The organism is Pseudorhodobacter antarcticus (genome assembly GCF_900110135.1).
Lineage (GTDB): Bacteria > Pseudomonadota > Alphaproteobacteria > Rhodobacterales > Rhodobacteraceae > Pseudorhodobacter > Pseudorhodobacter antarcticus.
The window spans coordinates 23,358-48,996 of sequence record NZ_FOCO01000016.1; the positions used below are offsets into that span (position 1 = coordinate 23,358).

The following is a 25,639-nucleotide window of genomic DNA, read 5'->3' on the forward strand; positions in this document are numbered from 1 at the left end:
ATCTGTAACCAAGGTTTATTCTCATGGTCGGATCGCCACCTATGCCCCCTGCGCCAAAAAATATGCATATAATTGATATTGCAGAAGAAATTGATGAAGAAACCATCGTTGACCGCATATTTGAGGCGGTGGTGGAACAGCGTTTGCCCGCGGGAACCAAGCTGTCCGAACAGGCGTTGTGCGAAGCTTTTGGCGTGGGCCGCATGCGAATCAGGCGCGCGCTGTTGCTTTTGGCAAGCCGCGAGGTGGTGGACCTGCATCCCAACAAAGGGGCCTACATCGCATCTCCAACCGCAGAACAAGCGCGCGAAATCTTTGAAGCCCGCATGGTTTTGGAACCAACGATCGCAACAATCGCCGCTGGCCGCGCCACGCCCGCAGAGGTGGCCGCGCTGAAATCGCATCTTGAGGCTGAATCTGCTGCACAAATCAGTGGCAATCGCCGCGATGCCATTCGCCTTTCGGGGCAATTCCACATCATGCTGGCGCAGATGGCCGGAAATGGGGTGATGCTGCGTATGGTCAAGGAACTGGTCACGCGCACATCATTGCTGATTGGAATTTACGGGTCTGCCGGGGTCACAAACTGCCGCGACGATGAACATTCTTTGATCGCTGACGCTTTTGCCGCAGGTGATGGCGCCAAAGCTGCCCTGCTGATGCAAGAGCATTTGGAGCATATTCAGTCCCACCTTGACCTGACTGCCAAATCAGGCGGCCCGGTCGATTTGCTCCAACTTTTCCGAAAAGAATAAGCTAAGTTTAGGGGAATTGCCCAACGGCCACCTTGGCCCCTAGGCAATCACAACCGCCGTTTGCGACTCCGCGCATTTCGCCAAAACGGCAGCACTGACCGGCGCATCGGTGAAAAACGTGTCAATCTGTGCCAGCGAAACGATGCGGGCGGGCGCTGTGCGGGTGAACTTGGAACGATCGGCGGTTAAAAAAGTACGCCGGGCCTGCGCGATGATGGTTTGGCTGACCTGCACCTCTTGGAAATCGAAATCCAGCAAATCACCGTCTTGGTCCAGCGCGGAACAGCCAATCACTGCGAAATCAAACTTGAACTGTCGGATGGTGTTTGACGCCAAATGCCCCACCAACCCCCCATCTGACCGGCGCAGCGACCCGCCCGTCACAATCACCTCACAATCCGGGTTGGCGGCAAGGATGGTTGCCACGTTCATGTTATTGGTCACAACCAACAGGTTCTGATGTCGCAGCAAGGCGCGCGCCACCGCTTCGGTGCTGGTGCCGATGTTCAAAAACAGCGACGCTCCATCGGGGATTTGGTCAGCACAGGCGCGCGCGATGGCGGTTTTCGCGTCTCCATTCAGGATGCGCCGATCCTCGTATCCGATGTTACTGGTCCCGGATACCAAAATCGCGCCACCATGCACCCGCTGCAATTTCCCGCTGTCTGCCAGTTCGGACAGATCACGGCGAATGGTTTGCACCGTCACGCCAAATCGGGTGGCCAGATCATCGACCATCACGCGCCCTTCTTTGCGGGCCACTTCCAGAATGTCGGGCTGGCGAAAACTTTGGGACATTGGGCACGATTCCTATGGTTCTTAAATGTTCGTTTTACACGAAGTTGCGAAAAATACGAATATAAAACGGCTTATAAGTGGCGCTTTGTTCATCAGACAGGGGGAACGGCATGAAGAAAACACCGAAATGTCAGGGTGTTAGGCAGCCTTAAAGTGTAAAAGGCACATAAACGAATAAAAATGTTGCGAAAGCGCGCTTTGCATGGTTCGCTAAAGGTAATCACGTTCATTTGGCGGGGAGGCCTAATGACACATCAACCCAAAAACAGTGCTGTGACGGACCTGTTTATTATCGGGGGCGGCATCAACGGCTGCGGCATTGCGCGTGACGCGGCAGGGCGCGGGTTAAGCGTGGCACTGGCCGAAATGAACGATCTTGCATCGGCCACCTCCTCCGCCTCTACCAAGCTGTTTCACGGTGGGTTGCGCTATTTGGAATATTGGGAAGTGCGCCTTGTGCGCGAGGCGCTGATTGAACGCGAAACCTTGCTGCGCGCCATGCCGCATATCAGCTGGCCCCTACGTTTTGTGCTGCCATATCATAAGGATATGCGGTTCGAAGGGGACACCCCCACATCCAAGCTGTTGAATATTGTGATGCCGTGGATGAAGGGGCGCAGGCCCGCGTGGCTGATCCGGGTTGGGTTGTTTTTGTACGATAATCTGGGCGGGCGCAAGATTTTGCCGGGCACCAAAACGCTGTCCTTGCCCGGCACGCCCGAAGGCACCCCGCTGGAGGATCGCTTTCTCCATGCCTATGAATATTCCGATTGCTGGATCGAAGATTCCCGTCTGGTGATTTTGAACGCCCGCGATGCGCAGGCGCGCGGCGCAGAAATTATGGTTCGAACGAAAGTGATTTCGGCCCAGCGGGTGGATGACCTTTGGGAAATCACGCTGGAGCGGGGCGGTGCGCGCGAGGTGCGGCGCGCGCGGATGTTGGTGAACGCAGCAGGCCCGTGGGTGGGCGACGTGATCCAGCAAAAGGTGCGGGTCAATTCCACCGAAGGTGTGCGTTTGGTGCGTGGCAGCCATATTGTGACCCACCGCCTGTACGACCACGACAAATGCTATTTCTTTCAAGGCACCGATGGGCGTATCATTTTCGCCATTCCGTATGAACAGGATTTTACTCTGATCGGCACCACCGACGCCGAACATGACAGCCCCGATAAAACCCCGGTTTGCACCCCGGCAGAGCGCGATTACCTAATCGCGTTTGCGAATGACTATTTCAAGCAAGATATCAGCGTGGCCGATGTGGTCTGGACCTATTCCGGGGTGCGGCCTTTGTATGATGATGGGGCAAGCAGTGCCACCGCCGCGACCCGCGATTACACTCTAAAGGTGGATGCCGTGGGCGGCGCGCCAATTTTGAACATTTTTGGCGGCAAGATAACCACCTACCGCCGCTTGGCCGAAAGTGCGCTGGACAAAATCGCGCCCTATTTTCCCGATCTGCGCCCAGAATGGACAGCAGGCGTGGCCTTGCCGGGCGGGAATTTTCCGCATGACGGCGTGCCTGCGCTTATCGCCAAACTGCGCGCCGAATATCCGTTCTTGACCGCGTTCTGGGCACGCCGTTTGGTCCACGCTTATGGCACCGAGGCGGCCGATGTGCTGGGCGATGCCACCAGCCCCGCTGACTTGGGGCTTGATTTTGGCGCAACCCTGACAGCGCGTGAAGTGGGTTGGCTGATGGCGCATGAATATGCACAGCGCGCTGACGATGTGGTTTGGCGGCGCAACAAACTGGGCTTGCGGTTGGACAAGGGGCAAATCGCAGCGCTTGATGATTGGATGCAAAGCGGGGATGCCGCGCTGATGAAAGCGGGGGAATAAAATGTCACTGAAACTGCAAGGCGTGTCAAAAGTGGTGGAGGGCCAAACCCATATCCACCCCACCGATCTGGAATTGCAAAGCGGCACGATGAACGTTTTGTTGGGGCCCACCAGTGCGGGCAAAACATCGCTGATGCGGCTTATGGCTGGGCTCGACGTACCTAACACCGGGCGCATTTTTTGGAATGGCGCGGATGTGACGGGCATGCGCGTGCAGGACCGCCGCGTTGCGATGGTGTACCAGCAGTTCATCAACTACCCCTCGATGACCGTGTATGACAACATCGCCAGCCCGATGCGCCTGTTGGGCAAAACCGCCGCAGAAATTGACGCGCATGTAAAAAAAGCCGCTGATTTAATGAAGTTGACGCCGTTTTTGGACCGCAAACCCTTGGCTCTTTCGGGCGGGCAACAACAGCGTTGCGCTTTGGCGCGGGCCTTGGTCAAGGATGCGGGGCTGGTGCTGTTGGATGAACCACTGGCCAATCTGGACTATAAACTGCGCGAAGAATTGCGCGCCGAAATTCCCAAAATATTTGAGGAAGCCGGGTCAATTTTCGTCTATGCCACCACCGAACCGGAGGAGGCGCTGCTGCTGGGCGGCAATACCGCGACGCTGTGGCAGGGTCGCGTGACGCAGTTTGGCCTCACACCGCAGGTATACCGCCACCCCGTGGATGCGACCACCGCGCGCGTGTTTTCGGACCCGCCGATGAACTTTATCGACGTGACCAAAACAGGCGACAAAATTGGTTTTGGCGATGGACAAAGCATGGTTTTGGGCGGCCAAATGTTGGACCTGCCCGATGGACGCTACACTGCAGGCTTTCGCCCCAATCATTTGGAAATCACCGCCCATATTGCGGGCGCGATGGCATTTGATGCCAAACTGACCGTGACCGAGATTACGGGGTCGGAAACTTTTGTCCATCTGGACCATCAGGGCGCGCGCTGGGTGGGCTTGGTGCATGGGGTGCATAACCTGCCCTTGGGCCAGCCTTTGCGCATCTATCTGGACCCTGCACATGTTTATATTTTCGCAGAAAACGGCGCGCTGGTCAGTCCTGCGTCCTATGCAAAGGCGGCGTAGAATATGGCAAAGATCACGCTTGATAATCTGGCACACTCCTATTTGGCCAAGCCAAAGTCCGAAAATGATTTCGCATTAAAAGAGCTGAACCATGATTGGGCGGATGGGGAGGCGTATGCGCTGCTGGGTGCGTCCGGCTGCGGCAAATCCACTTTGTTGAACATCATTTCGGGCCTTTTGCACCCCAGCCAAGGCCGCATTTTGTTTGATGGCAAGGACGTGACACACGCCCCCACCGCAGAACGTAACATCGCGCAAGTGTTCCAGTTTCCGGTTGTTTACGACACGATGACAGTGCGCGATAACCTCGCCTTTCCCTTGCGCAACCGGGGCCGCGATGAGGCGTATATCGTGGAACGTGTGCAAGAAATTGCCCGCATGATCGGGATGGAGGATATGCTGAACCGCAAGGCGCGCGGGCTGACAGCGGATGCCAAACAAAAGATAAGCTTGGGGCGCGGAATGGTGCGCAAGGATGTGAACGCCTTGTTGTTTGATGAACCGTTGACCGTGATTGACCCGCATATGAAATGGGAATTGCGCACGCAGCTAAAATCCCTGCACCACGAATTCGGCCATACCATGATTTACGTCACCCATGACCAAACCGAGGCGCTGACATTTGCTGATAAAGTGGTGGTGATGTATGACGGGCGCGTGGTGCAAATTGGCACGCCGCAGGAATTGTTCGAACGCCCGGCGCATACGTTTGTCGGCTATTTCATCGGGTCGCCGGGCATGAATGTTTTGCCTGCGACCGTGTCCGGACGCGTGGCGCAGGTTGCGGGTCAAACCGTCGATCTGGGCGCCGATTACACCGCCACAGGCAAGGTTGAACTGGGTGTACGCCCGGAATTTGTCACGCTGTCGCAAAACGCCGGCATCCCCGCGCGCATCCGCCGGGTGGAGGATGTGGGCCGCCATAAAATCGTGCGGCTGGAAGTGGCAGGCCAAGAGATTTCGGCAATCGCGGGTGAAGCGGAAGATATTCCCGCTGATATTTGCGCGGTCCAATTTGCCCCCGAAGGCATCAATATTTATGCCAACGACTGGCGCGTGACGCCAAACGGAAAGGCCGCAGCATGAACAAGACAGTCAATCAAAAAGCATGGTTTTTGGTGCTGCCCGTGTTGTTGCTGGTCGCATTTTCTGCCGTTATCCCCTTGATGACAGTGGTGAATTATTCGGTCCAAGATACGTTTGGGCGCAACGAATTTTTCTGGGCGGGCCTCGAATGGTTTGATGAAATGCTGCATTCCGAACGGATGTGGGATGCGCTGGGGCGGCAGTTGATGTTTTCCGCGATCATCCTTGCGATTGAGGTGCCGCTGGGCATTTTTGTGGCGCTGAACATGCCAAAAAGTGGGTTTTGGGCGTCATTTTGCCTTGTGCTGATGTCGCTGCCTTTGCTTATTCCGTGGAACGTGGTTGGCACAATTTGGCAGATTTTTGGCCGGGTCGATATTGGCCTGCTGGGCTATACGCTGGATAAAATTGGCATCAACTACAATTACACGCAGGACATTTTTGATGCTTGGGTCACGGTCATCGTGATGGACGTGTGGCATTGGACATCACTGGTGGCACTGTTGGCCTATGCCGGGCTGCAATCCATCCCCGATGCCTATTATCAAGCCGCGAAAATTGACCAAGCCAGCCGCTGGTCCGTGTTCCGCTATATCGAGCTACCAAAAATGGCGGGGGTTTTGATGATCGCGATTTTGCTGCGCTTCATGGACAGTTTCATGATCTATACCGAACCCTTTGTGGTCACGGGGGGCGGGCCAGGCAATGCGACCACGTTCTTGTCTATCGACCTTGTCAAAATGGCAATCGGCCAGTTTGACCTTGGGCCAGCGGCGGCGTTCAGCCTGATGTATTTCTTGGTGATCATGGCGATTTCTTGGGTGTTTTACACGGTCATGACGACCATGGACAAAAAGGATGGTGTGTGATGCCCAACCGTTTTCGCATTAATGGGTCCGCAGTTGTCATGGGGCTGTACCTGCTGTTCTTGCTGGTCCCGATCTATTGGCTGGTGAACATGAGCCTGAAAACCAACCAAGAGATTTTAGGCAGTTTTTCGCTGTGGCCGCAAGATGTGACCTTTCAGAATTACGTCCTGATCTTGACCGATCCCAGCTGGTATATGGGCTATATCAACAGCCTCATTTATGTGGTGATGAACACCGCAATCAGTCTGGCCGTGGCCCTGCCTGCTGCCTACGCTTTCAGCCGCTATTCGTTTATGGGCGACAAGCATCTGTTTTTCTGGCTGCTGACAAATCGCATGGCCCCGCCTGCCGTGTTTGCGCTTCCGTTCTTTCAGCTCTATTCCAGCGTTGGTTTGTTTGACACGCATATCGCGGTGGCACTGGCACATTGCCTGTTTAACGTACCCCTTGCCGTGTGGATTTTAGAAGGTTTCATGCGCGGCGTCCCCAAGGAAATTGATGAAACGGCCTATATCGACGGCTACAGTTTCCCGCGCTTTTTTATCCAAATTTTCACCCCGCTGATCGCAAGCGGTATCGGGGTTGCCGCCTTTTTCTGCTTCATGTTTTCATGGGTCGAACTCTTATTGTCGCGCACTTTGACGGCAGTGGATGCAAAACCGATTGCAGCCACGATGACCCGTACAGTTTCGGCATCGGGCATGGATTGGGGCGTGCTGGCCGCGGCGGGGGTGTTGACCATCGTGCCGGGTGCCTTGGTGATTTATTTTGTCCGCAATTACATCGCAAAGGGCTTTGCCCTGGGAAGGGTTTGACATGGAATGGATGGCATGGACCGGCCCCACAGCGATTTTTTTTGGCATCATTGCCTGTCTGTTGATCACCTTCACGGTGCTGGCAATCAAATATCCCGAAACGCCGCGCATTGGCGTTTTGCGGATTGAAACGACGCGGGGTGATCGGTTGTTCATCACGCTTCTCGGCTCGGCCTTTATCAATCTGGCTTGGCTTGGGTTGGCCGATGCGTCCCAATGGGGGGCGTTGGTTGTCTGCGCGTTGTATGCGGTGGCGGTGTTTCGCTGGGTGTAGCGCGTGAAACGGCGGTGGCCGCGGGGCAAACCCCCAAAGGCCGTCAGATACTGAAACCTGTTCTAATGGGAGGAACAAGATGCGAATGAAACATTTGTCGACCACGGCAATGGGGGCGGCTTTGATGCTGATGTCCGCGCCCGCCTTTGCCGATATGGATGCCGCCAACGCGTTCTTGGATGCGGAAATTGGTGATCTATCATCGCTGACCCGCGCCGAGCAAGAGGCCGAAATGCAATGGTTCATCGACGCGGCCGCACCGATGGCCGGGATGGAAATCAAGGTGGTGTCCGAAACGATCACCACACATGAATACGAATCCAAAGTGTTGGCCGATGCGTTCACCAAAATCACGGGGATCAAGATCACCCATGATTTGATTGGCGAAGGCGATGTGGTGGAAAAGCTGCAAACGCAAATGCAATCTGGCGAAAACATCTATGACGCTTATGTCAACGACAGCGATCTGATCGGCACCCACTGGCGCTATCAGCAGGCACGCAACCTGACGGATTGGATGGCAGGCGAAGGGGCGGATGTCACCTCGCCCACGCTGGACCTTGATGATTTCATCGGTTTGCAATTCACTACCGCACCCGATGGCAAACTGTACCAGCTGCCCACGCAGCAGTTCGCGAACCTGTACTGGTTCCGCTATGATTGGTTCAACGACGAACCGACAAAAGCCGCGTTCAAAGAGCGCTATGGCTATGACCTTGGTGTTCCGGTCAACTGGTCGGCGTATGAAGATATTGCCGAATTCTTTACCGGCCGCGATATGTCTGCCATTGGCGGGCCGACTTCGGCCTGGGGTAATATGGATTACGGCAAGAAAGACCCCTCGCTGGGCTGGCGTTATACCGATGCGTGGATGTCCATGGCGGGTATGGGCGACGTTGGCACGCCAAACGGATTGCCTGTTGATGAATGGGGCATCCGGGTGAATGAGGCGTCGCAGCCTGTGGGGTCTTGTGTCAACCGTGGCGGTGCCACAAATGATGCAGCCGCCGTTTACGCTGTGACCAAAGCGATCGACTGGTTGAACAAGTACACCCCCCCCGCCGCAGCTGGCATGACCTTTGGCGAGGCAGGCCCGGTTCCGGCGCAAGGTGAAATTGCGCAGCAGCTATTTTGGTACACCGCCTTTACCGCCGATATGGTAAAGCCCGGACTGCCCGTGATGAACGAGGATGGCACGCCAAAATGGCGTATGGCCCCATCCCCGCACGGCGCCTATTGGCAAGAAGGCACTAAGGTCGGTTATCAAGACGTGGGGTCGTGGACGTTGATGAAATCAACGCCCGTCGACCGTGCAAAGGCCGCTTGGCTTTACGCACAATTCGTCACCTCCAAAACTGTGGATGTGAAGAAAGCCCATGTTGGCCTAACCTTTATTCGCGAGTCGACCATTCAGGACGAAAGCTTTACCAAGCGTGCGCCTGAACTGGGCGGGTTGATCGAATTCTACCGCTCGCCCGCGCGGGTGGCATGGTCGCCAACCGGCACCAACATCCCCGATTATCCAAAGCTGGCACAACTGTGGTGGCAAAATATCGGTGACGCGATGTCAGGGGCCAAAACCCCGCAAGAGGCACTGGACAGTCTATGTGCTGAACAGGAAAAAGTGCTGGAGCGGTTGGAGCGCGCAGGCGTTCAAGGCGATATCGGCCCAAAGATGAATGAGCCGAAAGACCCGCAAGAATGGCTGGATGCCCCCGGCGCGCCCGTGGCCATGTTGGCCAATGAAAAGCCGCAAGGCGAAACCATCAGCTATGATGAGTTGATCAAATCTTGGCAGTAAGCCTTTGATCCTATGGGGGGGGCGGGGTTTTGCCTCGCCCCCTTTTTTTCTGTAATCCCAAACAGCGTGCCGCAGTCTTTGTTGCACACGCCCCGCGCTGGGATATTTAGAACCAAACGGTGCGCAAACGGAGGGTTGGATGGGCCATATTTTGGCGATTGATCAAGGCACCACGTCCAGCCGGGCAATTGTGTTTGATGCGGCCATGCAAATCAAAGCCACCGCGCAGGAAGAATTCGCGCAGCATTTCCCAAACTCGGGCTGGGTGGAACATGACGCCAGCGATTTGTGGGCCACCACGGCGGGCACCTGCCGCGCCGCGATTGAAAAGGCAGGTTTGGCACCGGGCGATATTGCGGCAATTGGCATCACGAACCAGCGTGAAACGACCATTGTCTGGGATCGCAAAACCGGCGAGCCGATTTACCGCGCGATTGTGTGGCAAGACCGCCGCACCGCCGATTATTGCCGCCAGTTGCGCGATGCGGGCCATGATGCCCTGATCACAGCGCGCACGGGCTTGCTGGCCGATCCGTATTTTTCGGGCACCAAGCTGAAATGGATTTTGGATAATGTGGATGGCGCGCGCGATGCCGCACGGCGGGGCGAATTGGCCTTTGGCACGGTGGATAGTTTTCTGATTTGGAAACTGACAGGCGGGGCAGCCCATGTGACCGATGCCACCAACGCCGCGCGCACCATGCTGTATGACATTCACAAAGGGCGGTGGAGCCGCACGATTTGCGACCTATTCGACATCCCGATGGATATGTTGCCCGAAGTGCGCGATTGTGCCGCCGATTTTGGCATGACGCGCCCCGATTTGTTTGGCCGCCCCATCCCTATTTTGGGCGTGGCGGGCGATCAGCAAGCAGCGACAGTGGGCCAAGCGTGCTTTGCACCTGGCATGATGAAATCAACCTATGGCACCGGGTGCTTTGCCCTGCTGAACACCGGGAATACGGCGGTCGTCTCCAAAAACCGTTTGTTGACCACAATCGCCTATCAACTGGATGGCAAACCCACCTACGCGCTGGAAGGGTCGATTTTTGTGGCAGGCGCGGTGGTGCAATGGCTGCGCGACGGGTTGCAGATCATTCGCCACGCGCGCGAGACGCAAGCGCTGGCCGAACGCGCGGACCCCACGCAAAACGTAGTTCTTGTGCCCGCCTTTGTGGGCCTTGGCGCGCCTTATTGGAACGCGGAATGTCGCGGCGCGGTGTTTGGACTGACCCGCGGGTCGGGGCCAGCCGAAATGGCCCGCGCGGCGTTGGAATCCGTCGGCTATCAAACCCGCGATTTGCTAGAGGCGATGCAGGCTGATTGGGCGGCGACTGGGGCAGAACCCACCTTGCGTGTGGATGGCGGCATGACGGCCAGCGATTGGTCGATGCAGTTTTTGGCCGATATTATTGGCGCACCCGTGGACCGCCCCGTGATGGCCGAAACCACAGCGCTCGGGGCCGCGTGGTTGGCAGGCCAGCGCGCGGGGATTTACCCGGACCAAGCTGGGTTTGCCGCCAATTGGGCGCTCGACCGCACATTTGCGCCGCAGATGGACGAAAGCTTGCGCACGACCAAATACGCGGCATGGAAACGGGCCGTTGCCGCGACCATGTCGTTTTAAACGGGCTTCGTTTTAGGCGGGCGCGGTCAAAGCGCACCAAGGCTGGCCGAGATTTTGTCGCCCGCCGCCTTTACCAACGCGCCGATGCGCGCCACCCCGTCACACGGCAAACGGTGGCTTGGCCCGGAAATGGAAACCCCCGCCACCGCATCGCCATGAAAATTCACGATGGGGGCAGCGATACAGCGCATCCCAATCGCCTTTTCCTCGTCATCAAACGAATAGCCTTGCGTGCGAATTTGCACCAAATGGGCCCGCAATCCATCAGGCGTGCAAATAGTGTTGGCCGTAAAGGGCGGCAGATGCGCTTGCGCCAAATACCGCGCCAGATGCTTTTCGGGAAACATCGCCAGCAACGCCTTGCCAATGCCCGATGCGTGCATGGGCGCTTGCGTGCCGGGCGGGAAAAACGCGCGGATGGATTCGTGGGTTTCGACTTGGGCGATGAACACCACGTTGTCGTCACGCTCTATCCCCAAGTTTGACGTCTCGCCTGTTTCATCGCGCAATTGCTGCATAATGGGCATGGCGCGGGCAATCACGTTGCTGCGCCGCAAAAACGCGCTGCCGATGCGAAACGCTTCGGCACCCACCGACCATTCTTGCGATGCGGGGTTCACCTCGGCCATGCCGCGCACGCGAAACGTGGACAGTACGCGGTAAATTGTGGCGGGCGATTGATCCATCGTGCTTGCCACCTGCGACAAGGTCATCGCGCCCCCTTGCGCCAGCGTTTCCAGCACATCAATCGCACGGTCCAGCGATTGGATAATGTTCTGGCTTTCATCGCCGTCAAACCGTTTCGGACGGCCCCGGCTGCGCTGTTCATCGGCCATATCTTGCCCCCTTTTCACATCACGCCCTGTGGGATTCTTTTTTCCACGAAATACCAAGCGCATAAATGAAAAACGCAATCCCTTGAAAACCATACCCTATTCCCCAATCCGCACAAATGAAAAATGTTTTCAAAAAAATTGAGCGGGAGCTGGGAAAGACTTATGGTCATAACAACCTGAGGAGGACCCGCAATGACCTTTCAAAACCCCGTTTTTATTCCCGGCCCGACCAACATGCCCGAGCATATTCGCCTCGCGTGCCATATGCCCACAATTGACCACCGCTCGCCTGTGTTCGGCAAAATCTTGCATCCCTGCCTTGAAGGTGTGCAGCGCATTTTGAAATCCACCAGCGCCAAAGTGTTCATTTTCCCGTCGACCGGAACGGGTGGCTGGGAGGTGGCGCTGTCCAACACCCTGTCCAAAGACGGCAAGGTTCTGGCCGCGCGCAACGGTATGTTTTCGCATCGCTGGATTGATATGTGCCAGCGCCACGGGCTGGATGTGCAGATCGTCGAAACCCCATGGGGTCACGGCCTGCCCGCCGACAAATACGAAGAGATTTTGCGCGCCGACAAATCCCACAGCATCAAAGTGGTTCTGGCCACGCATAACGAAACCGCCACAGGCGTGAAATCTGATATCGCAGCGGTGCGCCGCGCGTTGGATGCCGCAAACCACCCGGCGATGCTGTTTGTGGATGGTGTGTCCTCCATCGGGTCGATGGATTTTCGCATGGATGAATGGGGCGTCGATGTCGCTGTTACCGGCAGCCAAAAAGGCTTTATGCTGCCCGCAGGTTTGGCGATTATCGGCTTTTCGACCAAGGCGATGGCAGCGATTGACGCTGCAACCTTGCCCCGCACCTTCTTTGATGTGCGCGATATGGCCAAAGGCTATGCCAACAACGCGTTCCCCTACACCCCCCCGGTCGGCCTGATGAACGGGTTGAAAGCCGCGATTGAGATGATTGAGGGCGAGGGGCTGGAAAACGTATTTGCCCGCCACACCCGCATCGCCACAGGCGTGCGCCACGCGGTTGATGCCTGGGGGCTAAAGCTGTGCGCAGCAGGCCCTGATGTGTATTCCGACACCGTGTCCGCGATTTGCACACCCGAAGGGTTCAACGCGACCGACATCGTGACCGTCGCCGCCCGCGATTACGACATGGCCTTTGGCGTGGGCTTGGGTGAAGTTGCAGGCAAAGTGTTCCGCATCGGCCACCTTGGCAGCTTGACGGACGCGATGATGCTGTCGGGGCTGGCGACCGTTGAAATGGTCATGGTTGACCTTGGTTTGGACATCAAACTGGGATCAGGCGTTGCAGCCGCGCAAGCGCATTACCGTCATGGGTCGAACAAATCCAAGCGCATGGCGGCGGAGTAAGCGATGTATATTCCAACCCTTGACGATATGCTGGCGGCGCATGATCGGATTGCGCCGCATATCCACCGCACCCCGGTTCTGACCTCGCAATACTTGAACGACCTCACCGGGGCAGAGTTGTTTTTTAAATGTGAAAACCTGCAAAAAGCCGGGGCATTCAAGGCGCGGGGGGCATCAAACGCCGTGTTTGGCCTGACGGACGAACAGGCCGCGCGCGGGGTTGCCACCCATTCCAGCGGCAACCATGGGACCTGTCTGTCCTATGCCGCCGGGCGTCGTGGCATCCCTTGTACGGTTGTGATGCCGCGCACCGCCCCGCAGGCGAAAAAAGACGCCGTGCGCGGCTATGGCGGCCGGATTGTGGAATGTGAACCATCGACCACCAGCCGCGAGGCGGTGTTTGCGCAACTGATCGCGGAAACCGGCGCGGAATTTGTGCATCCCTATAACGACCCGCGTGTGATTGCGGGCCAAGCAACCTGTTCGCGCGAATTTATCGAACAGGTCGATGGGTTGGAGGCGATGGTCGCCCCAATCGGTGGCGGCGGCATGATTTCGGGTACCTGTTTGACCCTGTCAAACCTTGCGCCGCATATCAAGATTTATGCGGCCGAGCCGGAGCAGGCCGATGACGCCTATCGCAGTTTCAAGGCCGGGCATATCATCGCCGATGATGCGCCTGTCACGATTGCCGATGGGCTGAAAGTGCCGTTGAAAGACCTGACATGGCATTTTGTGAAAAATCATGTGACGGATATTCTGACCGCATCCGAGGCGGAGATTATCGACGCGATGCTGATGACATGGAAGCGCATGAAAATTGTGATTGAGCCGTCTTGTGCGGTGCCATTGGCGACGATCATCAAGAACAAACACCTCTTTGCGGGCAAGCGCGTGGGGGTGATTATCACTGGGGGCAATGTCGATTTGGACCAGCTTCCTTGGCAGACAAAATAGGGGTTTTACCATGAACAAAGTCACAAATTTTGACGAATACGAAGTGGGCTATGACATTCCCGCCAAGCCGGGGATGGATGTGGCCGATGTGCAAACGCCCTGCTTGATCTTGGATTTGGACGCGCTGGAGCGTAACATTAAGAAAATGGGCGATTACGCAAAAGTCCATGGGATGCGCCACCGGGTCCATGGCAAGATGCACAAATCGGTTGATGTGGCCAAGTTGCAGGAGCGGCTTGGCGGGTCGGTGGGCGTGTGCTGCCAGAAAGTGTCGGAGGCGGAGGTGTTTGCGCGCGGCGGCATCAAGGATGTGATGGTGTCCAACCAAGTGACCGACCTTGCCAAAATTGACCGTCTGGCCCGGATGCCAAAATTTGGCGCACGCGTTTTGTGCTGTGTGGATGACCCGGCGAACGTGCCAAACCTATCGGCAGCGGCGGTAAAACATGGCACCCAGATTGAGTGTTTGGTGGAAATTGACTGCGGGGCGGGGCGTTGTGGCGTGACCACGACCCAAGACGTGGTGAACATCGCCAAGCTGATTGATGCGGCACCGGGTTTGAAGTTTGCGGGCATCCAAGCCTATCAGGGTGCTATGCAGCATATGGACAGCTATGCCGATCGTGAGGGGAAAACCGCGATTGCGATTGCGCAGGTGCAAGAGGCGATCACGGGCCTGAAGGCGCAGGGGCTGGAGTGTGATATTGTTGGTGGCGGTGGCACCGGGTCGTATTACTTTGAAAGCAATTCGAATGTTTTCAATGAATTGCAGTGCGGGTCCTATGCGTTCATGGACGCCGATTATGGCCGTATTCTGGGCAAAGACGGCAAGCGTATTGACCAAGGCGAATGGGAGAACGCGCTGTTTATCTTGACCACGGTGATGAGCCATTCGAAGGCGGATAAGGCGATTGTGGATGCGGGCCTGAAGGCACAATCGGTGGACAGCGGTTTGCCAACGGTGTTTGGCCGTGATGATGTGAAATATGTCAAATGTTCGGACGAGCATGGCGTGGTTTCAGACCCGGATGGTGTGTTAAAGGTGAATGACAAGCTGCGCCTTGTGCCCGGCCACTGCGACCCGACCTGCAACGTGCATGATTGGTATGTGGGTGTGCGTGGCGGCAAGGTTGAGGTGGTTTGGCCGGTATCCGCGCGCGGCAAAGCGTATTGAGTTTGCTGCAACGCCGGGGGCTGTCTGCCCCCGGACCCCCGAAGGTATTTTTACCAAGATGAAAGCAGGGCGTTTGCTTTTCAGGAAGGATTTCTATGTGGATTGTACCAGAGGCGAAGATCGCGGGTTTGATGGACCGGGCGACCTGTTTTGCGGCGATTGAAGGGGTGTTTGGCGCGATGGCGCGCGGGGATGCCTATAATTTTCCGGTGATCCGTGAGGCGATTGGGCATGCGGATGCGCTGTATGGGTTCAAGTCTGGGTTTGACCGCGCCGGTTTGGCACTGGGGTTAAAGTCTGGCGGTTATTGGCCGGGTAATGAGGCAAAGGGGCTGACCAATCACCAATCCACCGTTGTGTTGTTTGACCCTGACACAGGGCGCGTGAAGGCATTGGTGGGCGGCAATTTGTTGACGGCGTTGCGCACGGCGGCGGCATCGGCGGTGTCGATCAAGCATTTGGCGCGGCCGGATGCCAAAGTGTTGGGGATGGTTGGGGCCGGGCATCAATCGGCATTTCAGATGCGGGCGGCAGTGGAGCAGCGCGCCTTTGAAAAGGTGGTGGGATGGAATTTCCACCCTGAGATGTTGGACCGTTTGGCGGGTGTTGCGGCGGAATTGGGCCTGCCGTTTGAAGCGGTGAGTTTGGACGAATTGGGCGCGCAATCGGACGTGATTATCACCATCACCTCCAGCCATAAGCCTATTTTGCGATCTGCGCAGGTGAAGGCGGGCACGCATATCGCCTGCATGGGCACCGATACCAAAGGCAAGCAGGAGGTGGATGACCTATTGGTGGCGCGCGCAACCGTGTTCACCGATGAAGTGGCGCAGGCGATCAGCATCGGGGAATGTCAGCACGCAATTGCCAGTGGTTTGATGGCTGAGGCGGAGATCGCCGAGTTGGGGGCCGTGATCAATGGCAGCCACAAAGGCCGCACCAGCGCGGAGGAGGTGACGCTGTTTGATGGCACCGGCGTTGGCTTGCAGGATTTGGCCGTTGCGGCGGCGGTAGTAGAGTTGGCGATTGCCAAAGGTATCGCGATAGAGGTGGATTTCTAAATCTAGGGTACAAAAGCGCTGCTGTGGGCACAGATGCACCGCAGCAGCGCCAAAAATCACCCCATCCGTTCAGAGGAATAGCTGCCGGGCGACGCCGGGAAAACGATGGTTTTGTTGCCATTCAACAGCACGCGGCGGTGTGCATGGGCATGGATGGCGCGCGCCAGCACCTGCGCCTCTACATCGCGCCCCAAGGACACATAATCACTGGCAGACTGTGCATGGGTCACGCGCACGGTGTCTTGTTCAATGATCGGGCCTTCATCCAAATCCGTCGTCACATAATGCGACGTCGCCCCGATCAACTTCACCCCACGCTCATACGCTTGTTTATAGGGGTTGGCCCCTTTGAAGCTGGGCAAAAACGAATGGTGAATGTTGATGATTTTGCCCGACATTTTCCGGCACATATCATCCGACAAAACCTGCATATATCGCGCCAGCACAATCAACTCGGCCCCCGCTTCCTCCACCACTTTCATAATCATGGCTTCGGCAACAGGCTTGTTCTCTTTGGTTACTTTGATGCAATGGAACGGGATATCCTGGTTCACCACAACTTTTTGATAATCCATGTGGTTGGAAATCACGCCGACAATATCCACCGGCAACGCACCAATTTTCACGCGGTACAACAGATCGTTCAGGCAATGCCCGAACCGCGACACCATAATCACAACCTTCATTTTCACGTTTTCATCGTGGAACGCATAATCCATCCCGAAGTCTTGCGCGGTCGCGGCCAGCCGTTCCGTCAACTCCGCCTGATTCACCCCTTCTTGAGAGATGAAACCGACACGCATGAAAAACAGGTCCATTTCCATATCATCAAACTGCGAACTGTCGATGATATTGCAGCCCTGTTCGGCCAAAAACGTGGAAATCGCAGCGACGATGCCGCGCTTGGATGGACAGGTCACGGTCAGGCAATATTTGGTCATATCACATCCTTGGCAAGCGCACATAGGCGCAGAATTTGAAAGGTCAAGGGCCGCAGGCCATTCCCCCTGTAGCGTAAAACAAACGCTGCAACCAGCCAAATTCATCATGTTTTGCAGGGATTTCGACAGGGAAAGCCCCAGTCTCGCAAATCGGTTTGGGGCTTTGGTTCCTTAAAATTGCATGTGGTGTTGAATGCGTCGCAACGCCACCCATTCCCGACCTAAAGCACGATTTCGCCCATGCTTTTGGTCATACGCGCGACCATAAAATCGATAAACAGCCGCGCCTTTGGGTCTTGCTTGCGGCGGTGCGAATACAGGCAGGCCATTTGGATCGGCACGGGGGGATGGGCAGGCAAAACCTGCACCAACCGCCCGGATTTCAGGTGGTCCGATACCTCAAACAGCGGTTTCATAATGATGCCTTGGCCCTGAAGCGCCCAGTCGGTCAAAATATCACCGTCGTCACATTCGAACGGGCCCGAAACATCAATCCGCTTCACCCCATCGCGCGTTTGCAGCGACCATTGAAATTCGGTGGCCCCCGGAAAGCGCAGGTTTAAACAATCATGCTTGGTGCGCAGCGCGTCGATGCTGTCAGGTGTCCCGCGTGCCGCAATATAGGCGGGGGCCGCGCACAGCACCCTTTGGCAATCCGCGATTTTCCGGATGCGCAGGCTCGAATCCTCGGGGATGCCAAGGAAGAATGCCACGTCCAACCCCTCCATCGCCAAATCAATCTTGCGGTCAGACAGGCGCAAACGAATTTTAATCAGCGGGTATTCGGCCCGAAACGCCGCCGCCTCGGGCGCGATCAACCGCCGCCCCACACCCAGCGGGGCCGAAACGTGGAGGATGCCGCGCGGAACCAGCGTGACCTCATTCACCTCTGCCTCCGCCTCATCCACGGCATCCAAAATTTTGCGCGCACCGGGATAAAATATATTACCCTGTTCTGTCGGGTTCAGCATCCGCGTGGTACGCTGGAACAGTCGCACGCCCAAATGCTCCTCCAGCTGCGAAATGCGGGCCGATGCGACCGCCGCAGAAATACGCATATCGCGCGCGGCCGATGACATATTGCCCAGCTCATACACGCGGATAAAGGTTCTGATGTTGTCTAGATATGCCATGCGCCATTGATAGTATAAATTTGAAACAGCTAGAAGCCTTTTTGCAATACAATCAAATGAGGCAAAAGATTAGGGTTGCAAGATAAGCGAAATAGGGAGGATCGACATGTACGAGGTGGCAATCATCTGGGATTGGCTGGGCTTTGCGGTGCGGTGGCTGCATGTCATCACGGCCATGGCGTGGATTGGCGCATCCTTTTATTTCATCGCGCTGGACCTTGGTTTGCGCAAAGTGCCGAACATGCCCGAAGGGGCTTATGGCGAGGAATGGCAAGTCCACGGCGGCGGGTTTTACCACATCCAGAAATATCTGGTGGCCCCTGCAAACATGCCCGACCACCTAATCTGGCACAAATGGCAAAGCTATATCACTTGGGTGTCGGGTGCGGCGCTGTTGATGATTGTCTATTGGGCCGGGGCGGAATTGTACCTGATCGATGCGCAAAAAATGGCCCTGTCGCAGATGCAGGGGATTGCGATTTCTGCCGCATCGCTGACCATCGGCTGGTTGATTTATGACGCGCTGTGCAAATCGAAATTGGGTGAAAGCCCGACCTTGCTGATGGTCCTTTTGTTCATTTTGCTGGTGGTGATGGCCTACGGCTACAACCAGATTTTCACGGGCCGCGCGGCGCTGCTGCATCTGGGTGCGTTCACCGCGACCATTATGACGGCCAACGTGTTTTTCATCATCATGCCGAACCAGCGCATTGTGGTGAAGGACCTGCAAGAAGGCCGCATCCCGGATTCGAAATACGGCAAAATCGCCAAGCTGCGGTCGACCCACAACAACTACCTAACGCTGCCTGTGATTTTCCTGATGCTGTCGAACCATTATCCACTGGCGTTCGCGACCGAATATAACTGGCTGATCGCGACCTTGGTGTTCTTGACGGGCGTCACCATCCGGCATTATTTCAACACGATGCACGCGACGGGAAAAGGGCCGCATTGGACATGGCTGGCCACGACTGTGCTGTTCATCCTGATCATGTGGCTGTCGACGGCCCCCTTAATGCAAGACACCTATGAGGAGGCGGAGGCGCGGCCTTTGACCAAGTTGGAGCAGATTTTTGCCAGCGCGGAGGGGTTTGAGGAGGTGGCGCAGATCGTTCCGGGCCGCTGCGCGATGTGTCACGCCCGCGAGCCGGGGTATGAAGGGATACACCGCGCGCCCAAGGGGATTTTGTTGGAAACCCCGTCTGATATCGCGAAAAATGCCAAGCTGATTTACATTCAATCTGGGGTGTCCGTGGCGATGCCGCCGGCGAATGTATCCTATATGGAAGATTCTGAGCGGGCGGCCATTCGGAAATGGTACCGCGCCGCGTCGAAAAACCTGCCCTTTGCGGTGGCGATGGATTAAGCCAGCCCTTAGGTTTTGGCGCGCGGGGTTTGGTCGCGCATGGGGGCGGGAATGATTGTTCATCTGGCGGTTTTGTTGGGGTTTCAACTGATCGGGGAAACCCTGTCGCGGGGCTTGGGGTTGATTGTGCCCGGCCCTGTGATTGGAATGGTGCTGCTGCTGGGGTTTTTCATCGCATTCCCGCGCGTGGCGGCGATGGTGCAGCCGACTGCGTTGGGGTTGCTGTCGCATTTGTCGCTGCTGTTTGTGCCTGCGGGCGTGGGGATTGTCGGGCATCTCGACCGGCTGGGCGAGGATGGCGTGGCGATTTTGCTGGCTTTAGCGGGCAGCACCGCGCTGGCCATTGCGGTGGGGGCGCTGGTGTTTGTCGGGCTGGCCCGGTTGGTGGGCACCCCGAATGAATAGCTTGCCCGAGATTTGGACCTTTTTGGCACGCGAACCGCTGCTGTGGTTGACTGCGACGCTGGTTGCCTATGCGATCGGCGACGCGCTGTTTGGATGGTCGGGCAAGAGGCCCTATGTGAACCCGGTTTTGATTGCGGTGGTTTTGCTGGCGGGGCTGTTGTGGGCCACGGGGGTGACTTACGCGACCTATTTTGAAGGGGCGCAGTTTGTACATTTTATGCTGGGGCCGGCCACGGTGGCGCTGGCCGCCCCTTTATATGCGAATTTGGGCAAGATAAAATCATCGGCCATTCCGATGATCGGGGCGCTGGTGGCGGGGTCTGTCACGGCGATAATTTCGGCGCTGGGCATTGCCTGGGCGTTGGGGGTGCGGGGCGAGGTTTTGCTGTCGCTGGCCCCGAAATCGGTGACGGCCCCGGTGGCGCTGGGCGTGTCCGAGGCGATTGGCGGGTCGCCCACCTTGACGGCGGTTTTGGTGATTTTGACGGGCATCATGGGGGCGGTGATGGCGACGCCTTTGTTGAACCTTTTGCGCATCAAAAACTGGCAGGCGCGGGGGTTTGCGGTGGGGGTCGCATCGCACGGAATTGGCACGGCGCGGGCGTTTCAGGTAAATGAAACGGCGGGGGCGTTTGCGGGCATTGGGATGGGATTGAACGCGGTTTTGACCGCGATTATCGCGCCAATTATCGTGCGATTTTTCCTGTAGCATCGCGCGCGATGCGGCGGGTAAGTAGCTGTTATTATTGAGCTGTGTGATTTTTGTTTAGGGAATATTAAGGTTTGGATCGCGGTTTGAGAGGGCGGCAGGTCGGTGCAGAGTTGGTCAAGAACAGTGTTTGTTGATAGGGGCTGCGCGCCCGGTATGTCGGCCCTGATGGCCCCATTCTTGAAATTTGCGGGCCACAGTGACACAACGCAAAGGGCAATGCGCAGAACAGGCCAAGGGCATTGCACCAAAAACCCTTTTTCTGTGCAGGGTCGCGGCACCCCTGCCGCCTGCGCTTGGATGCTTATCTAAGTCAAATAGCGCCGAGTTCGCACAGGGATTTGCAGTCTTTTGCATCACGGCCCAAATCTTTGAAATTCAATATATTATCGGCTGCACTCCCCCCAAAACCGTGGGTCGTCACAGCTGTTGCCATTCGCCCATTCGGAACTGTTGTCGCCAAAATTGATGGCCTGACATTCCGCGATGTTTGACAGGTCTTGCGACCTGTTTGACCTGATTTGCCCCAGACCGAACAATCTTGAACAATCGGTGGCGTCATGGCCTATCGCTTTTGGGCTGGTGCTGGTGGCAACGCCCCAGCCGACAAACCGAGGGTCGTCACATTCATCGTCTTTGGCAAACTTGCTTTCGTCATCCCCAAAAGACGGGGTGTCTTGGGCCAAGGACGGGGCCGCTGCAACCGTCATTGCGGCCAGAAAGAGGGCGGCTTTATCAATTTGGGACGTCCGTGTTTTGAATAACCCCTTGAAGGGTGTCAGAAAATTTTGTCTGCTAAAAATGTTTGTTTGTGGCACCGCTGGAAGGCCGTTGCCCTAGGCTGCCGCACCCACCCTTTAAAACGGAAAGGTGGGTGTGCGGGGGCAAATGCGATTATTTTGCCGCGACTTCCCAGCCCCAATGTTCGCCAATTTTATATTGCATGGCCAAGGCGGTGTCCAAATCCATGTGCTTTGCCACAGGGATAAGTTTTTACCCGTGACGAAAGACGAGTTCGTGGCTGCGCTTGCCCAATTCGTTGAAAAGAGATGCTTGCAACGCCTTGTTTGTCCCCATTACCGCGCGTTTTGATGTGTTCATCCCAGCCAGCAGCGTGGTCGCTGCCATATCATTCGTGATGATCAACTGGGTGTCGGGGCCAACGTTTGATTGCTTTTCCCTTTGATTGTTTTGCACAAACAATTCTTGCATATCATTTTTGGCAGAGGCCTTGCCGTCAGGCAGGATTATGGCGTCGTGCGTCACATCAAAAGAATGGAGTTACGTGAACTTGGATTGCAAATAATACGCAAAACCAATCATGGCGCAAAAGATAATTGGCCCGAGGAGAACATGGGCGATGAGGCCAAGAATTCCGATGAAAAGCGCAAGGCCAATGGCACTAAGCCAATATTTTGTACCCAGCGGCTTGCCTTGGTATGTCATTTTCAGCCGCGCGCCGCCGTCTTGGGTTTTCAGATCAAAACCATTATCAACGGTTTCATACCTACCACACACCCTTTTATAAACAGATCAACCTACACGGGATTTGCACCTTAAATGCTGCGCCAGCAACATCAAGGGACAGGATTTGAATTGCTGCAGAAAAAGGGAGTGAGGGGTGTTTTGCGTCCAAATCGCCGGAGGTGTCCGGGTTGTTTGCAGATGCGCATGTTGTGCGGCGGCCCATCGCAATAAAAACGGCGCAGGGTTTCCCCCGCGCCGCCTTTTGTTTCAAACTGGCGCTCAGTTCAATTCGGCTGCGCGTTCGGCGTCGACCACAGTTTGGGCCTGTGCCACGGCGGCGGTGAAGGCGTCCAGCACCTCGGGGCCGCCTTTGACGTTGCCTTTGAACCAGTCAAACACAGGGGTTGCCGCGTCCTTAAACGCTGCTTTTTCATCAGCCGTGGGCACATAGATATCGCCGCCTGCTGCTTTGAAATCCGCGTAGGCTTGGATTTCTTTGCGCTTTGGGCTGGCGAAGGTGGCTTGTTGCAAGGCGGCAAAGCCATCGACCACCACTTGTTTTTGCGCATCGGTCATCGACGCAAAGCGGTCTTGGCCCATCCACCAGAACGCGCCCATGTAGCTGTGGCCATCCAGCGTGAGGTATTTCAGCCCAGCATCGGGGAACTTCATGTTCATGATGTCGGTGATGCCGTTGGCCGTGCCTTCCACCACGCCCGTTTGCAACGAGGTGAAAAGTTCGGGCCATGCGATGGGGGTTGGCGCGGCACCCACTGCCTTTGCCGCCTCTTGTGGAAGGTCCGCAGGGACGGTGCGCATTTTCAGGCCCGCAAGGTCGGTTGGGCCCATCACGCGGCGTTTGGTGTTGGCATAGTTGCGCCAGCCGCCTGTGTTGCCGATGGTCATCAGGCGGATTTTATCGTCGCTGTCGGCCATGATCATTTTGCGCAGTTGCGCGGTGAAATCGGTCGCGGTCAGCACGGTTTCGGCCACGCGGTCATCCGACATCAGGTAGGGCAGGTCGAGGACTTGGATATAAGGGAACAGGCCCGCAGCCCCGCCCGAGGTAGAGATATAGATGTCGATGGAGCCATCGGCCACACCCGCCAGACATTCATCGCCCTTGCCGCACAGCTGGGTGCCGATGAACAATTCCACCGCGATATCGCCGTTGGATGCGTTTTCGACATAGTTTTTGAAGACGACCAAACCGTCGTAATCTTCATCCGCTTCGTTGCTGTTGGCGGTGGCGCGCAGCGTGATGGATTGCGCCATGGCCATGCTGGTGGTGCCTGCCAGAAGTGTGGCGAGCAGTAGGGTTTTGATGGTGGTTTTCATGTGGTCTCTCTCCCTTTGGTGTTATTGAACGAACCCGAAGAAACGCGGGACGGTTAGGCTGATCGCGGGGATGTAGGTGATGAGGAAAATCACAAAAATCTGAACCGCGAGGAACGGCAGTGTGGCCTTGGCGATGGTTTCAACGCGCAGGCCGGAAACTGAGGATGTGACGAACAGCACAAGGCCCATGGGGGGCGTGAGCAGGCCGACGGTCAAGTTGACCGCCATGATGATGGCAAAATGGACGCTGTCGACGCCGAGGGATGTGAAGATGGGGCCAAGGATGGGGCCAAGGATGATGATCGCGGGGCCCGCGTCCAAGAACATGCCGACGATGAAGAGCAGCAGGTTGATAAGGAACAGCAAGATCAACGGGTTGTCGGACAGCCCAAGGATGATGGAGGCCAAGAGTTCGGGTGTGTGGCTGAGGCTGGCGACGGTTTTGAACGCCATGGCAGCACCCACCAGCAGCAGCACCACCGCCGATGTCATACCCGCGCGGGTCAGCACATCGGGCAGGTCGCTGAATTTAAGAGTGCGCATGACGAACAGGCCGATTAGGGTGGAGTAGCCTACAGCGACGGCTGCCGCCTCGGTCGGGGTGAAAACGCCGCCAAGGATGCCGCCCAAGATGATGACGGGGGTGAGGAGTGGCCAGATCGCGCGCAGGCTGGCATCGCCGCGCTGGCCCCATGTGGCGCGTTTGGTGCGGGCGGGCAGGTTGTATTTATCGGCCAGAAAATGGACCATCAGCATGAGGCCGCCGCCCATCATAATGCCCGGCACGATGCCTGCCAAAAACAGCGCCGCGACGCTTTCGCCCATCACATAAGCATAGATGATCATGATGCCCGATGGTGGGATGATGGGGCCGATGATGGATGATGAGGCGGTGATCGCGGCGGCAAAGCTGCGGGTGTAGCCTTGTTTTTCCATCGCGGGGATCAGCATGGAACCGAGCGCGGACACATCAGCCACGGCGGAACCCGACAGGCCCGCGAACAGCATGCTTGAGAGGATATTCACATGGGCCAGACCACCGCGCAGGTGGCCCATCATGGCTTGGGAAAATTCGACCAGCCGCAAGGTGATGTTGGAGCGGTTCATCACCTCGCCCGCCAGCATGAAGAACGGGATCGCCATAAGGGGAAAGCTGTCCATACCGTTATAGACGTTGCGGTACAGCAGCACGATGTCGCGTTCTTGGCCGTTTAGCCACAGCAAAATGGCAGGTGCTGCGATAAGGCCGAAGAATACGGGCAAGCCGAGGAGGAGGAAAACGAGGAACAGGGGAAGGAAGAATGACAGCATTATTCGGCCCCCCCTATCACGCTTTCCGGAATGACAATCAACCGGGGGCCAGCGCCCGCCAAGGTTGCCAGATTGCGCAGCATCAACTCGATGCAGGTTGAAATCAGCAGGGCAAGACCGACGACCAGCGACAGCATCATCCATGCTTTTGGCACTTTGTTCCATGTGCTGAAATCAAGGGCGGTGGGGTAGTGTAGGCTGTCGGTGGTGAAGCGGCCGCCAAGACCTGTCACCTCGGACCAGCCGATTTGGATGCCGACGACCATGAGGGTGAGGGACAGGCCGAGAAGGGCGAGGGTGAGCAGGGCGGCGGGGCGGGTGGGCAACAAGCGCGTGAGCATTTCGATGCTAACAAAACCGCCGCGCCGAAAGGCGGTGGGGGCCATGAGGCCAGTGGTCCACAGCATCAGGAACCGTGCAGCCTCCTCGGGCCATGCCAGGGCGGTGCCGAGGACGTAGCGGAAGAACACTTGGAGCAGGATTATAACGACCATGGCGGCGACCATGGCCGCACCGATGTTGCGGCAGGCGGCAAGGACGGCGGCATTGACGACCCCCAGCCCGTTTGTCAGACCCAACATTGCACCCATGGTGCGTT

General features: G+C 56.7%; 26 protein-coding genes. 17 read left to right on the forward strand and 9 right to left on the reverse strand.

Going from position 1 to position 25,639, the window contains the following annotated elements; all coding sequences use genetic code 11:
• Window positions 1-62 precede the first annotated feature (62 nt).
• Window positions 63-755, forward strand: a complete 693-nt coding sequence (locus BMY36_RS09765; RefSeq protein WP_231579690.1) for a GntR family transcriptional regulator — start codon at window positions 63-65, stop codon at window positions 753-755.
• Window positions 756-794: 39 nt separating this feature from the next.
• On the opposite strand, the gene BMY36_RS09770 is transcribed toward BMY36_RS09765, so the two are convergent.
• Window positions 795-1,553 (reverse strand): DeoR/GlpR family DNA-binding transcription regulator, encoded by a 759-nt coding sequence (locus tag BMY36_RS09770; RefSeq protein ID WP_050519285.1) that lies wholly within the window; start codon window positions 1,551-1,553, stop codon window positions 795-797.
• Between the two features lie 246 nt (window positions 1,554-1,799).
• Between BMY36_RS09770 and glpD the strand changes: the two genes are divergently transcribed.
• The 8 genes from glpD (at window position 1,800) to glpK (ending at window position 10,957) form a co-directional block, all read left to right on the forward strand.
• A complete protein-coding gene (gene glpD / locus BMY36_RS09775) occupies window positions 1,800-3,395 on the forward strand; it encodes a glycerol-3-phosphate dehydrogenase (RefSeq protein ID WP_050519311.1) in 1,596 nt (531 codons plus the stop codon).
• Window position 3,396: 1 nt separating this feature from the next.
• Complete coding sequence (locus BMY36_RS09780) at window positions 3,397-4,485, forward strand: ABC transporter ATP-binding protein (RefSeq protein WP_050519284.1); 1,089 nt, start codon at window positions 3,397-3,399, stop codon at window positions 4,483-4,485.
• A gap of 3 nt (window positions 4,486-4,488) precedes the next feature.
• Window positions 4,489-5,571, forward strand: a complete 1,083-nt coding sequence (locus BMY36_RS09785; protein WP_050519283.1) for an ABC transporter ATP-binding protein — start codon at window positions 4,489-4,491, stop codon at window positions 5,569-5,571.
• Window positions 5,568-6,440, forward strand: a complete 873-nt coding sequence (locus BMY36_RS09790; protein ID WP_050519282.1) for a carbohydrate ABC transporter permease — start codon at window positions 5,568-5,570, stop codon at window positions 6,438-6,440. The genes BMY36_RS09785 and BMY36_RS09790 overlap by 4 nt, the downstream gene beginning before the upstream one ends.
• A complete protein-coding gene (locus BMY36_RS09795; protein ID WP_050519281.1) occupies window positions 6,440-7,255 on the forward strand; it encodes a carbohydrate ABC transporter permease in 816 nt (271 codons plus the stop codon). Before BMY36_RS09790 ends, BMY36_RS09795 begins: the two co-directional genes overlap by 1 nt.
• A 1-nt stretch (window position 7,256) precedes the next feature.
• Window positions 7,257-7,529, forward strand: a complete 273-nt coding sequence (locus BMY36_RS09800) for a DUF2160 domain-containing protein (protein ID WP_050519280.1) — start codon at window positions 7,257-7,259, stop codon at window positions 7,527-7,529.
• Between the two features lie 79 nt (window positions 7,530-7,608).
• Window positions 7,609-9,330: an ABC transporter substrate-binding protein gene (locus tag BMY36_RS09805; protein ID WP_414811676.1), complete on the forward strand. Its 1,722-nt coding sequence runs from the start codon at window positions 7,609-7,611 to the stop codon at window positions 9,328-9,330.
• 139 nt (window positions 9,331-9,469) lie between these two features.
• On the forward strand, window positions 9,470-10,957 hold the full coding sequence (glpK, locus tag BMY36_RS09810; RefSeq protein WP_050519278.1) for a glycerol kinase GlpK: 1,488 nt from the start codon (window positions 9,470-9,472) through the stop codon (window positions 10,955-10,957).
• A gap of 26 nt (window positions 10,958-10,983) precedes the next feature.
• Here the strand turns inward: glpK and bhcR are convergent, their stop codons facing one another.
• Window positions 10,984-11,793, reverse strand: coding sequence for an HTH-type transcriptional regulator BhcR (gene bhcR, locus BMY36_RS09815; RefSeq protein ID WP_050519310.1), 810 nt, complete (start codon window positions 11,791-11,793; stop codon window positions 10,984-10,986).
• Between the two features lie 192 nt (window positions 11,794-11,985).
• On the opposite strand from bhcR, the gene bhcA reads away from it, so the two are divergent.
• The 4 genes from bhcA to bhcD all read left to right on the forward strand — a co-directional run bounded on the left by bhcA (window position 11,986) and on the right by bhcD (window position 16,371).
• Window positions 11,986-13,179: an L-aspartate--glyoxylate aminotransferase BhcA gene (bhcA, locus tag BMY36_RS09820; RefSeq protein WP_050519277.1), complete on the forward strand. Its 1,194-nt coding sequence runs from the start codon at window positions 11,986-11,988 to the stop codon at window positions 13,177-13,179.
• A gap of 3 nt (window positions 13,180-13,182) precedes the next feature.
• Complete coding sequence (gene bhcB, locus BMY36_RS09825; RefSeq protein ID WP_050519276.1) at window positions 13,183-14,136, forward strand: beta-hydroxyaspartate dehydratase BhcB; 954 nt, start codon at window positions 13,183-13,185, stop codon at window positions 14,134-14,136.
• A 10-nt stretch (window positions 14,137-14,146) separates the two neighbouring features.
• On the forward strand, window positions 14,147-15,310 hold the full coding sequence (gene bhcC / locus BMY36_RS09830) for a 3-hydroxy-D-aspartate aldolase BhcC (protein ID WP_050519275.1): 1,164 nt from the start codon (window positions 14,147-14,149) through the stop codon (window positions 15,308-15,310).
• 95 nt (window positions 15,311-15,405) lie between these two features.
• Window positions 15,406-16,371, forward strand: coding sequence for an iminosuccinate reductase BhcD (bhcD, locus tag BMY36_RS09835; RefSeq protein WP_050519274.1), 966 nt, complete (start codon window positions 15,406-15,408; stop codon window positions 16,369-16,371).
• 56 nt (window positions 16,372-16,427) lie between these two features.
• On the opposite strand, the gene purU is transcribed toward bhcD, so the two are convergent.
• Window positions 16,428-17,312: a formyltetrahydrofolate deformylase gene (purU, locus tag BMY36_RS09840; RefSeq protein ID WP_050519273.1), complete on the reverse strand. Its 885-nt coding sequence runs from the start codon at window positions 17,310-17,312 to the stop codon at window positions 16,428-16,430.
• Between the two features lie 221 nt (window positions 17,313-17,533).
• The gene (locus tag BMY36_RS09845) at window positions 17,534-18,445 is read right to left on the reverse strand and encodes a LysR family transcriptional regulator (RefSeq protein ID WP_050519272.1); all 912 of its coding nucleotides are present in this window, start codon (window positions 18,443-18,445) and stop codon (window positions 17,534-17,536) included.
• A gap of 106 nt (window positions 18,446-18,551) precedes the next feature.
• On the opposite strand from BMY36_RS09845, the gene BMY36_RS09850 reads away from it, so the two are divergent.
• From BMY36_RS09850 to BMY36_RS09860, 3 genes are read left to right on the forward strand one after another with little or no spacing between them, the layout of a single operon-like run.
• A complete protein-coding gene (locus tag BMY36_RS09850) occupies window positions 18,552-19,811 on the forward strand; it encodes a urate hydroxylase PuuD (RefSeq protein ID WP_050519271.1) in 1,260 nt (419 codons plus the stop codon).
• A 51-nt stretch (window positions 19,812-19,862) separates the two neighbouring features.
• Complete coding sequence (locus BMY36_RS09855; RefSeq protein WP_050519270.1) at window positions 19,863-20,216, forward strand: CidA/LrgA family protein; 354 nt, start codon at window positions 19,863-19,865, stop codon at window positions 20,214-20,216.
• Window positions 20,209-20,925 carry an LrgB family protein gene (locus BMY36_RS09860; protein ID WP_050519269.1) on the forward strand — a complete coding sequence of 239 codons (717 nt, stop codon included), beginning with the start codon at window positions 20,209-20,211 and terminating at the stop codon, window positions 20,923-20,925. Before BMY36_RS09855 ends, BMY36_RS09860 begins: the two co-directional genes overlap by 8 nt.
• Window positions 20,926-21,311: 386 nt before the next feature.
• Here the strand turns inward: BMY36_RS09860 and BMY36_RS09865 are convergent, their stop codons facing one another.
• Both BMY36_RS09865 and BMY36_RS09870 read right to left on the reverse strand, forming a co-directional pair.
• Complete coding sequence (locus tag BMY36_RS09865; RefSeq protein ID WP_139193997.1) at window positions 21,312-21,635, reverse strand: hypothetical protein; 324 nt, start codon at window positions 21,633-21,635, stop codon at window positions 21,312-21,314.
• A 283-nt stretch (window positions 21,636-21,918) separates the two neighbouring features.
• The gene (locus BMY36_RS09870; RefSeq protein ID WP_139193998.1) at window positions 21,919-22,128 is read right to left on the reverse strand and encodes a hypothetical protein; all 210 of its coding nucleotides are present in this window, start codon (window positions 22,126-22,128) and stop codon (window positions 21,919-21,921) included.
• 3 nt (window positions 22,129-22,131) lie between these two features.
• Between BMY36_RS09870 and BMY36_RS19475 the strand changes: the two genes are divergently transcribed.
• Window positions 22,132-22,485, forward strand: a complete 354-nt coding sequence (locus BMY36_RS19475) for a hypothetical protein (RefSeq protein ID WP_139193999.1) — start codon at window positions 22,132-22,134, stop codon at window positions 22,483-22,485.
• A 186-nt stretch (window positions 22,486-22,671) separates the two neighbouring features.
• On the opposite strand, the gene dctP is transcribed toward BMY36_RS19475, so the two are convergent.
• From dctP to BMY36_RS09895, 3 genes are read right to left on the reverse strand one after another with little or no spacing between them, the layout of a single operon-like run.
• The gene (gene dctP / locus BMY36_RS09885; RefSeq protein WP_050519264.1) at window positions 22,672-23,730 is read right to left on the reverse strand and encodes a TRAP transporter substrate-binding protein DctP; all 1,059 of its coding nucleotides are present in this window, start codon (window positions 23,728-23,730) and stop codon (window positions 22,672-22,674) included.
• A 21-nt stretch (window positions 23,731-23,751) separates the two neighbouring features.
• Window positions 23,752-25,041, reverse strand: coding sequence for a TRAP transporter large permease (locus BMY36_RS09890; RefSeq protein WP_050519263.1), 1,290 nt, complete (start codon window positions 25,039-25,041; stop codon window positions 23,752-23,754).
• On the reverse strand, window positions 25,041-25,631 hold the full coding sequence (locus BMY36_RS09895; protein WP_050519262.1) for a TRAP transporter small permease: 591 nt from the start codon (window positions 25,629-25,631) through the stop codon (window positions 25,041-25,043). The genes BMY36_RS09890 and BMY36_RS09895 overlap by 1 nt, the downstream gene beginning before the upstream one ends.
• Between the last annotated feature and the right edge of the window lie 8 nt (window positions 25,632-25,639).

Excerpts from the sequence above, each read along its gene's own strand:
- BMY36_RS09805 (WP_414811676.1), top strand. The coding sequence starts at position 7,609 with ATGCGAATGAAACATTTGTCGACCACGGCAATGGGGGCGGCTTTGATG.
- BMY36_RS09765 (WP_231579690.1), top strand. The coding sequence starts at position 63 with ATGCATATAATTGATATTGCAGAAGAAATTGATGAAGAAACCATCGTT.
- bhcC (WP_050519275.1), top strand. The coding sequence starts at position 14,147 with ATGAACAAAGTCACAAATTTTGACGAATACGAAGTGGGCTATGACATT.
- bhcA (WP_050519277.1), top strand. The coding sequence starts at position 11,986 with ATGACCTTTCAAAACCCCGTTTTTATTCCCGGCCCGACCAACATGCCC.
- BMY36_RS09845 (WP_050519272.1), bottom strand. The coding sequence starts at position 18,445 with ATGGCATATCTAGACAACATCAGAACCTTTATCCGCGTGTATGAGCTG.
- bhcR (WP_050519310.1), bottom strand. The coding sequence starts at position 11,793 with ATGGCCGATGAACAGCGCAGCCGGGGCCGTCCGAAACGGTTTGACGGC.
- BMY36_RS09795 (WP_050519281.1), top strand. The coding sequence starts at position 6,440 with ATGCCCAACCGTTTTCGCATTAATGGGTCCGCAGTTGTCATGGGGCTG.
- BMY36_RS09790 (WP_050519282.1), top strand. The coding sequence starts at position 5,568 with ATGAACAAGACAGTCAATCAAAAAGCATGGTTTTTGGTGCTGCCCGTG.
- glpD (WP_050519311.1), top strand. The coding sequence starts at position 1,800 with ATGACACATCAACCCAAAAACAGTGCTGTGACGGACCTGTTTATTATC.
- BMY36_RS09800 (WP_050519280.1), top strand. The coding sequence starts at position 7,257 with ATGGAATGGATGGCATGGACCGGCCCCACAGCGATTTTTTTTGGCATC.
- dctP (WP_050519264.1), bottom strand. The coding sequence starts at position 23,730 with ATGAAAACCACCATCAAAACCCTACTGCTCGCCACACTTCTGGCAGGC.
- BMY36_RS09890 (WP_050519263.1), bottom strand. The coding sequence starts at position 25,041 with ATGCTGTCATTCTTCCTTCCCCTGTTCCTCGTTTTCCTCCTCCTCGGC.
- BMY36_RS09780 (WP_050519284.1), top strand. The coding sequence starts at position 3,397 with ATGTCACTGAAACTGCAAGGCGTGTCAAAAGTGGTGGAGGGCCAAACC.
- bhcB (WP_050519276.1), top strand. The coding sequence starts at position 13,183 with ATGTATATTCCAACCCTTGACGATATGCTGGCGGCGCATGATCGGATT.
- BMY36_RS09895 (WP_050519262.1), bottom strand. The coding sequence starts at position 25,631 with ATGGGTGCAATGTTGGGTCTGACAAACGGGCTGGGGGTCGTCAATGCC.
- BMY36_RS09860 (WP_050519269.1), top strand. The coding sequence starts at position 20,209 with ATGAATAGCTTGCCCGAGATTTGGACCTTTTTGGCACGCGAACCGCTG.
- purU (WP_050519273.1), bottom strand. The coding sequence starts at position 17,312 with ATGACCAAATATTGCCTGACCGTGACCTGTCCATCCAAGCGCGGCATC.
- BMY36_RS09855 (WP_050519270.1), top strand. The coding sequence starts at position 19,863 with ATGATTGTTCATCTGGCGGTTTTGTTGGGGTTTCAACTGATCGGGGAA.
- glpK (WP_050519278.1), top strand. The coding sequence starts at position 9,470 with ATGGGCCATATTTTGGCGATTGATCAAGGCACCACGTCCAGCCGGGCA.
- BMY36_RS09850 (WP_050519271.1), top strand. The coding sequence starts at position 18,552 with ATGTACGAGGTGGCAATCATCTGGGATTGGCTGGGCTTTGCGGTGCGG.
- BMY36_RS09785 (WP_050519283.1), top strand. The coding sequence starts at position 4,489 with ATGGCAAAGATCACGCTTGATAATCTGGCACACTCCTATTTGGCCAAG.
- bhcD (WP_050519274.1), top strand. The coding sequence starts at position 15,406 with ATGTGGATTGTACCAGAGGCGAAGATCGCGGGTTTGATGGACCGGGCG.
- BMY36_RS09770 (WP_050519285.1), bottom strand. The coding sequence starts at position 1,553 with ATGTCCCAAAGTTTTCGCCAGCCCGACATTCTGGAAGTGGCCCGCAAA.
- BMY36_RS09865 (WP_139193997.1), bottom strand. The coding sequence starts at position 21,635 with ATGACGGTTGCAGCGGCCCCGTCCTTGGCCCAAGACACCCCGTCTTTT.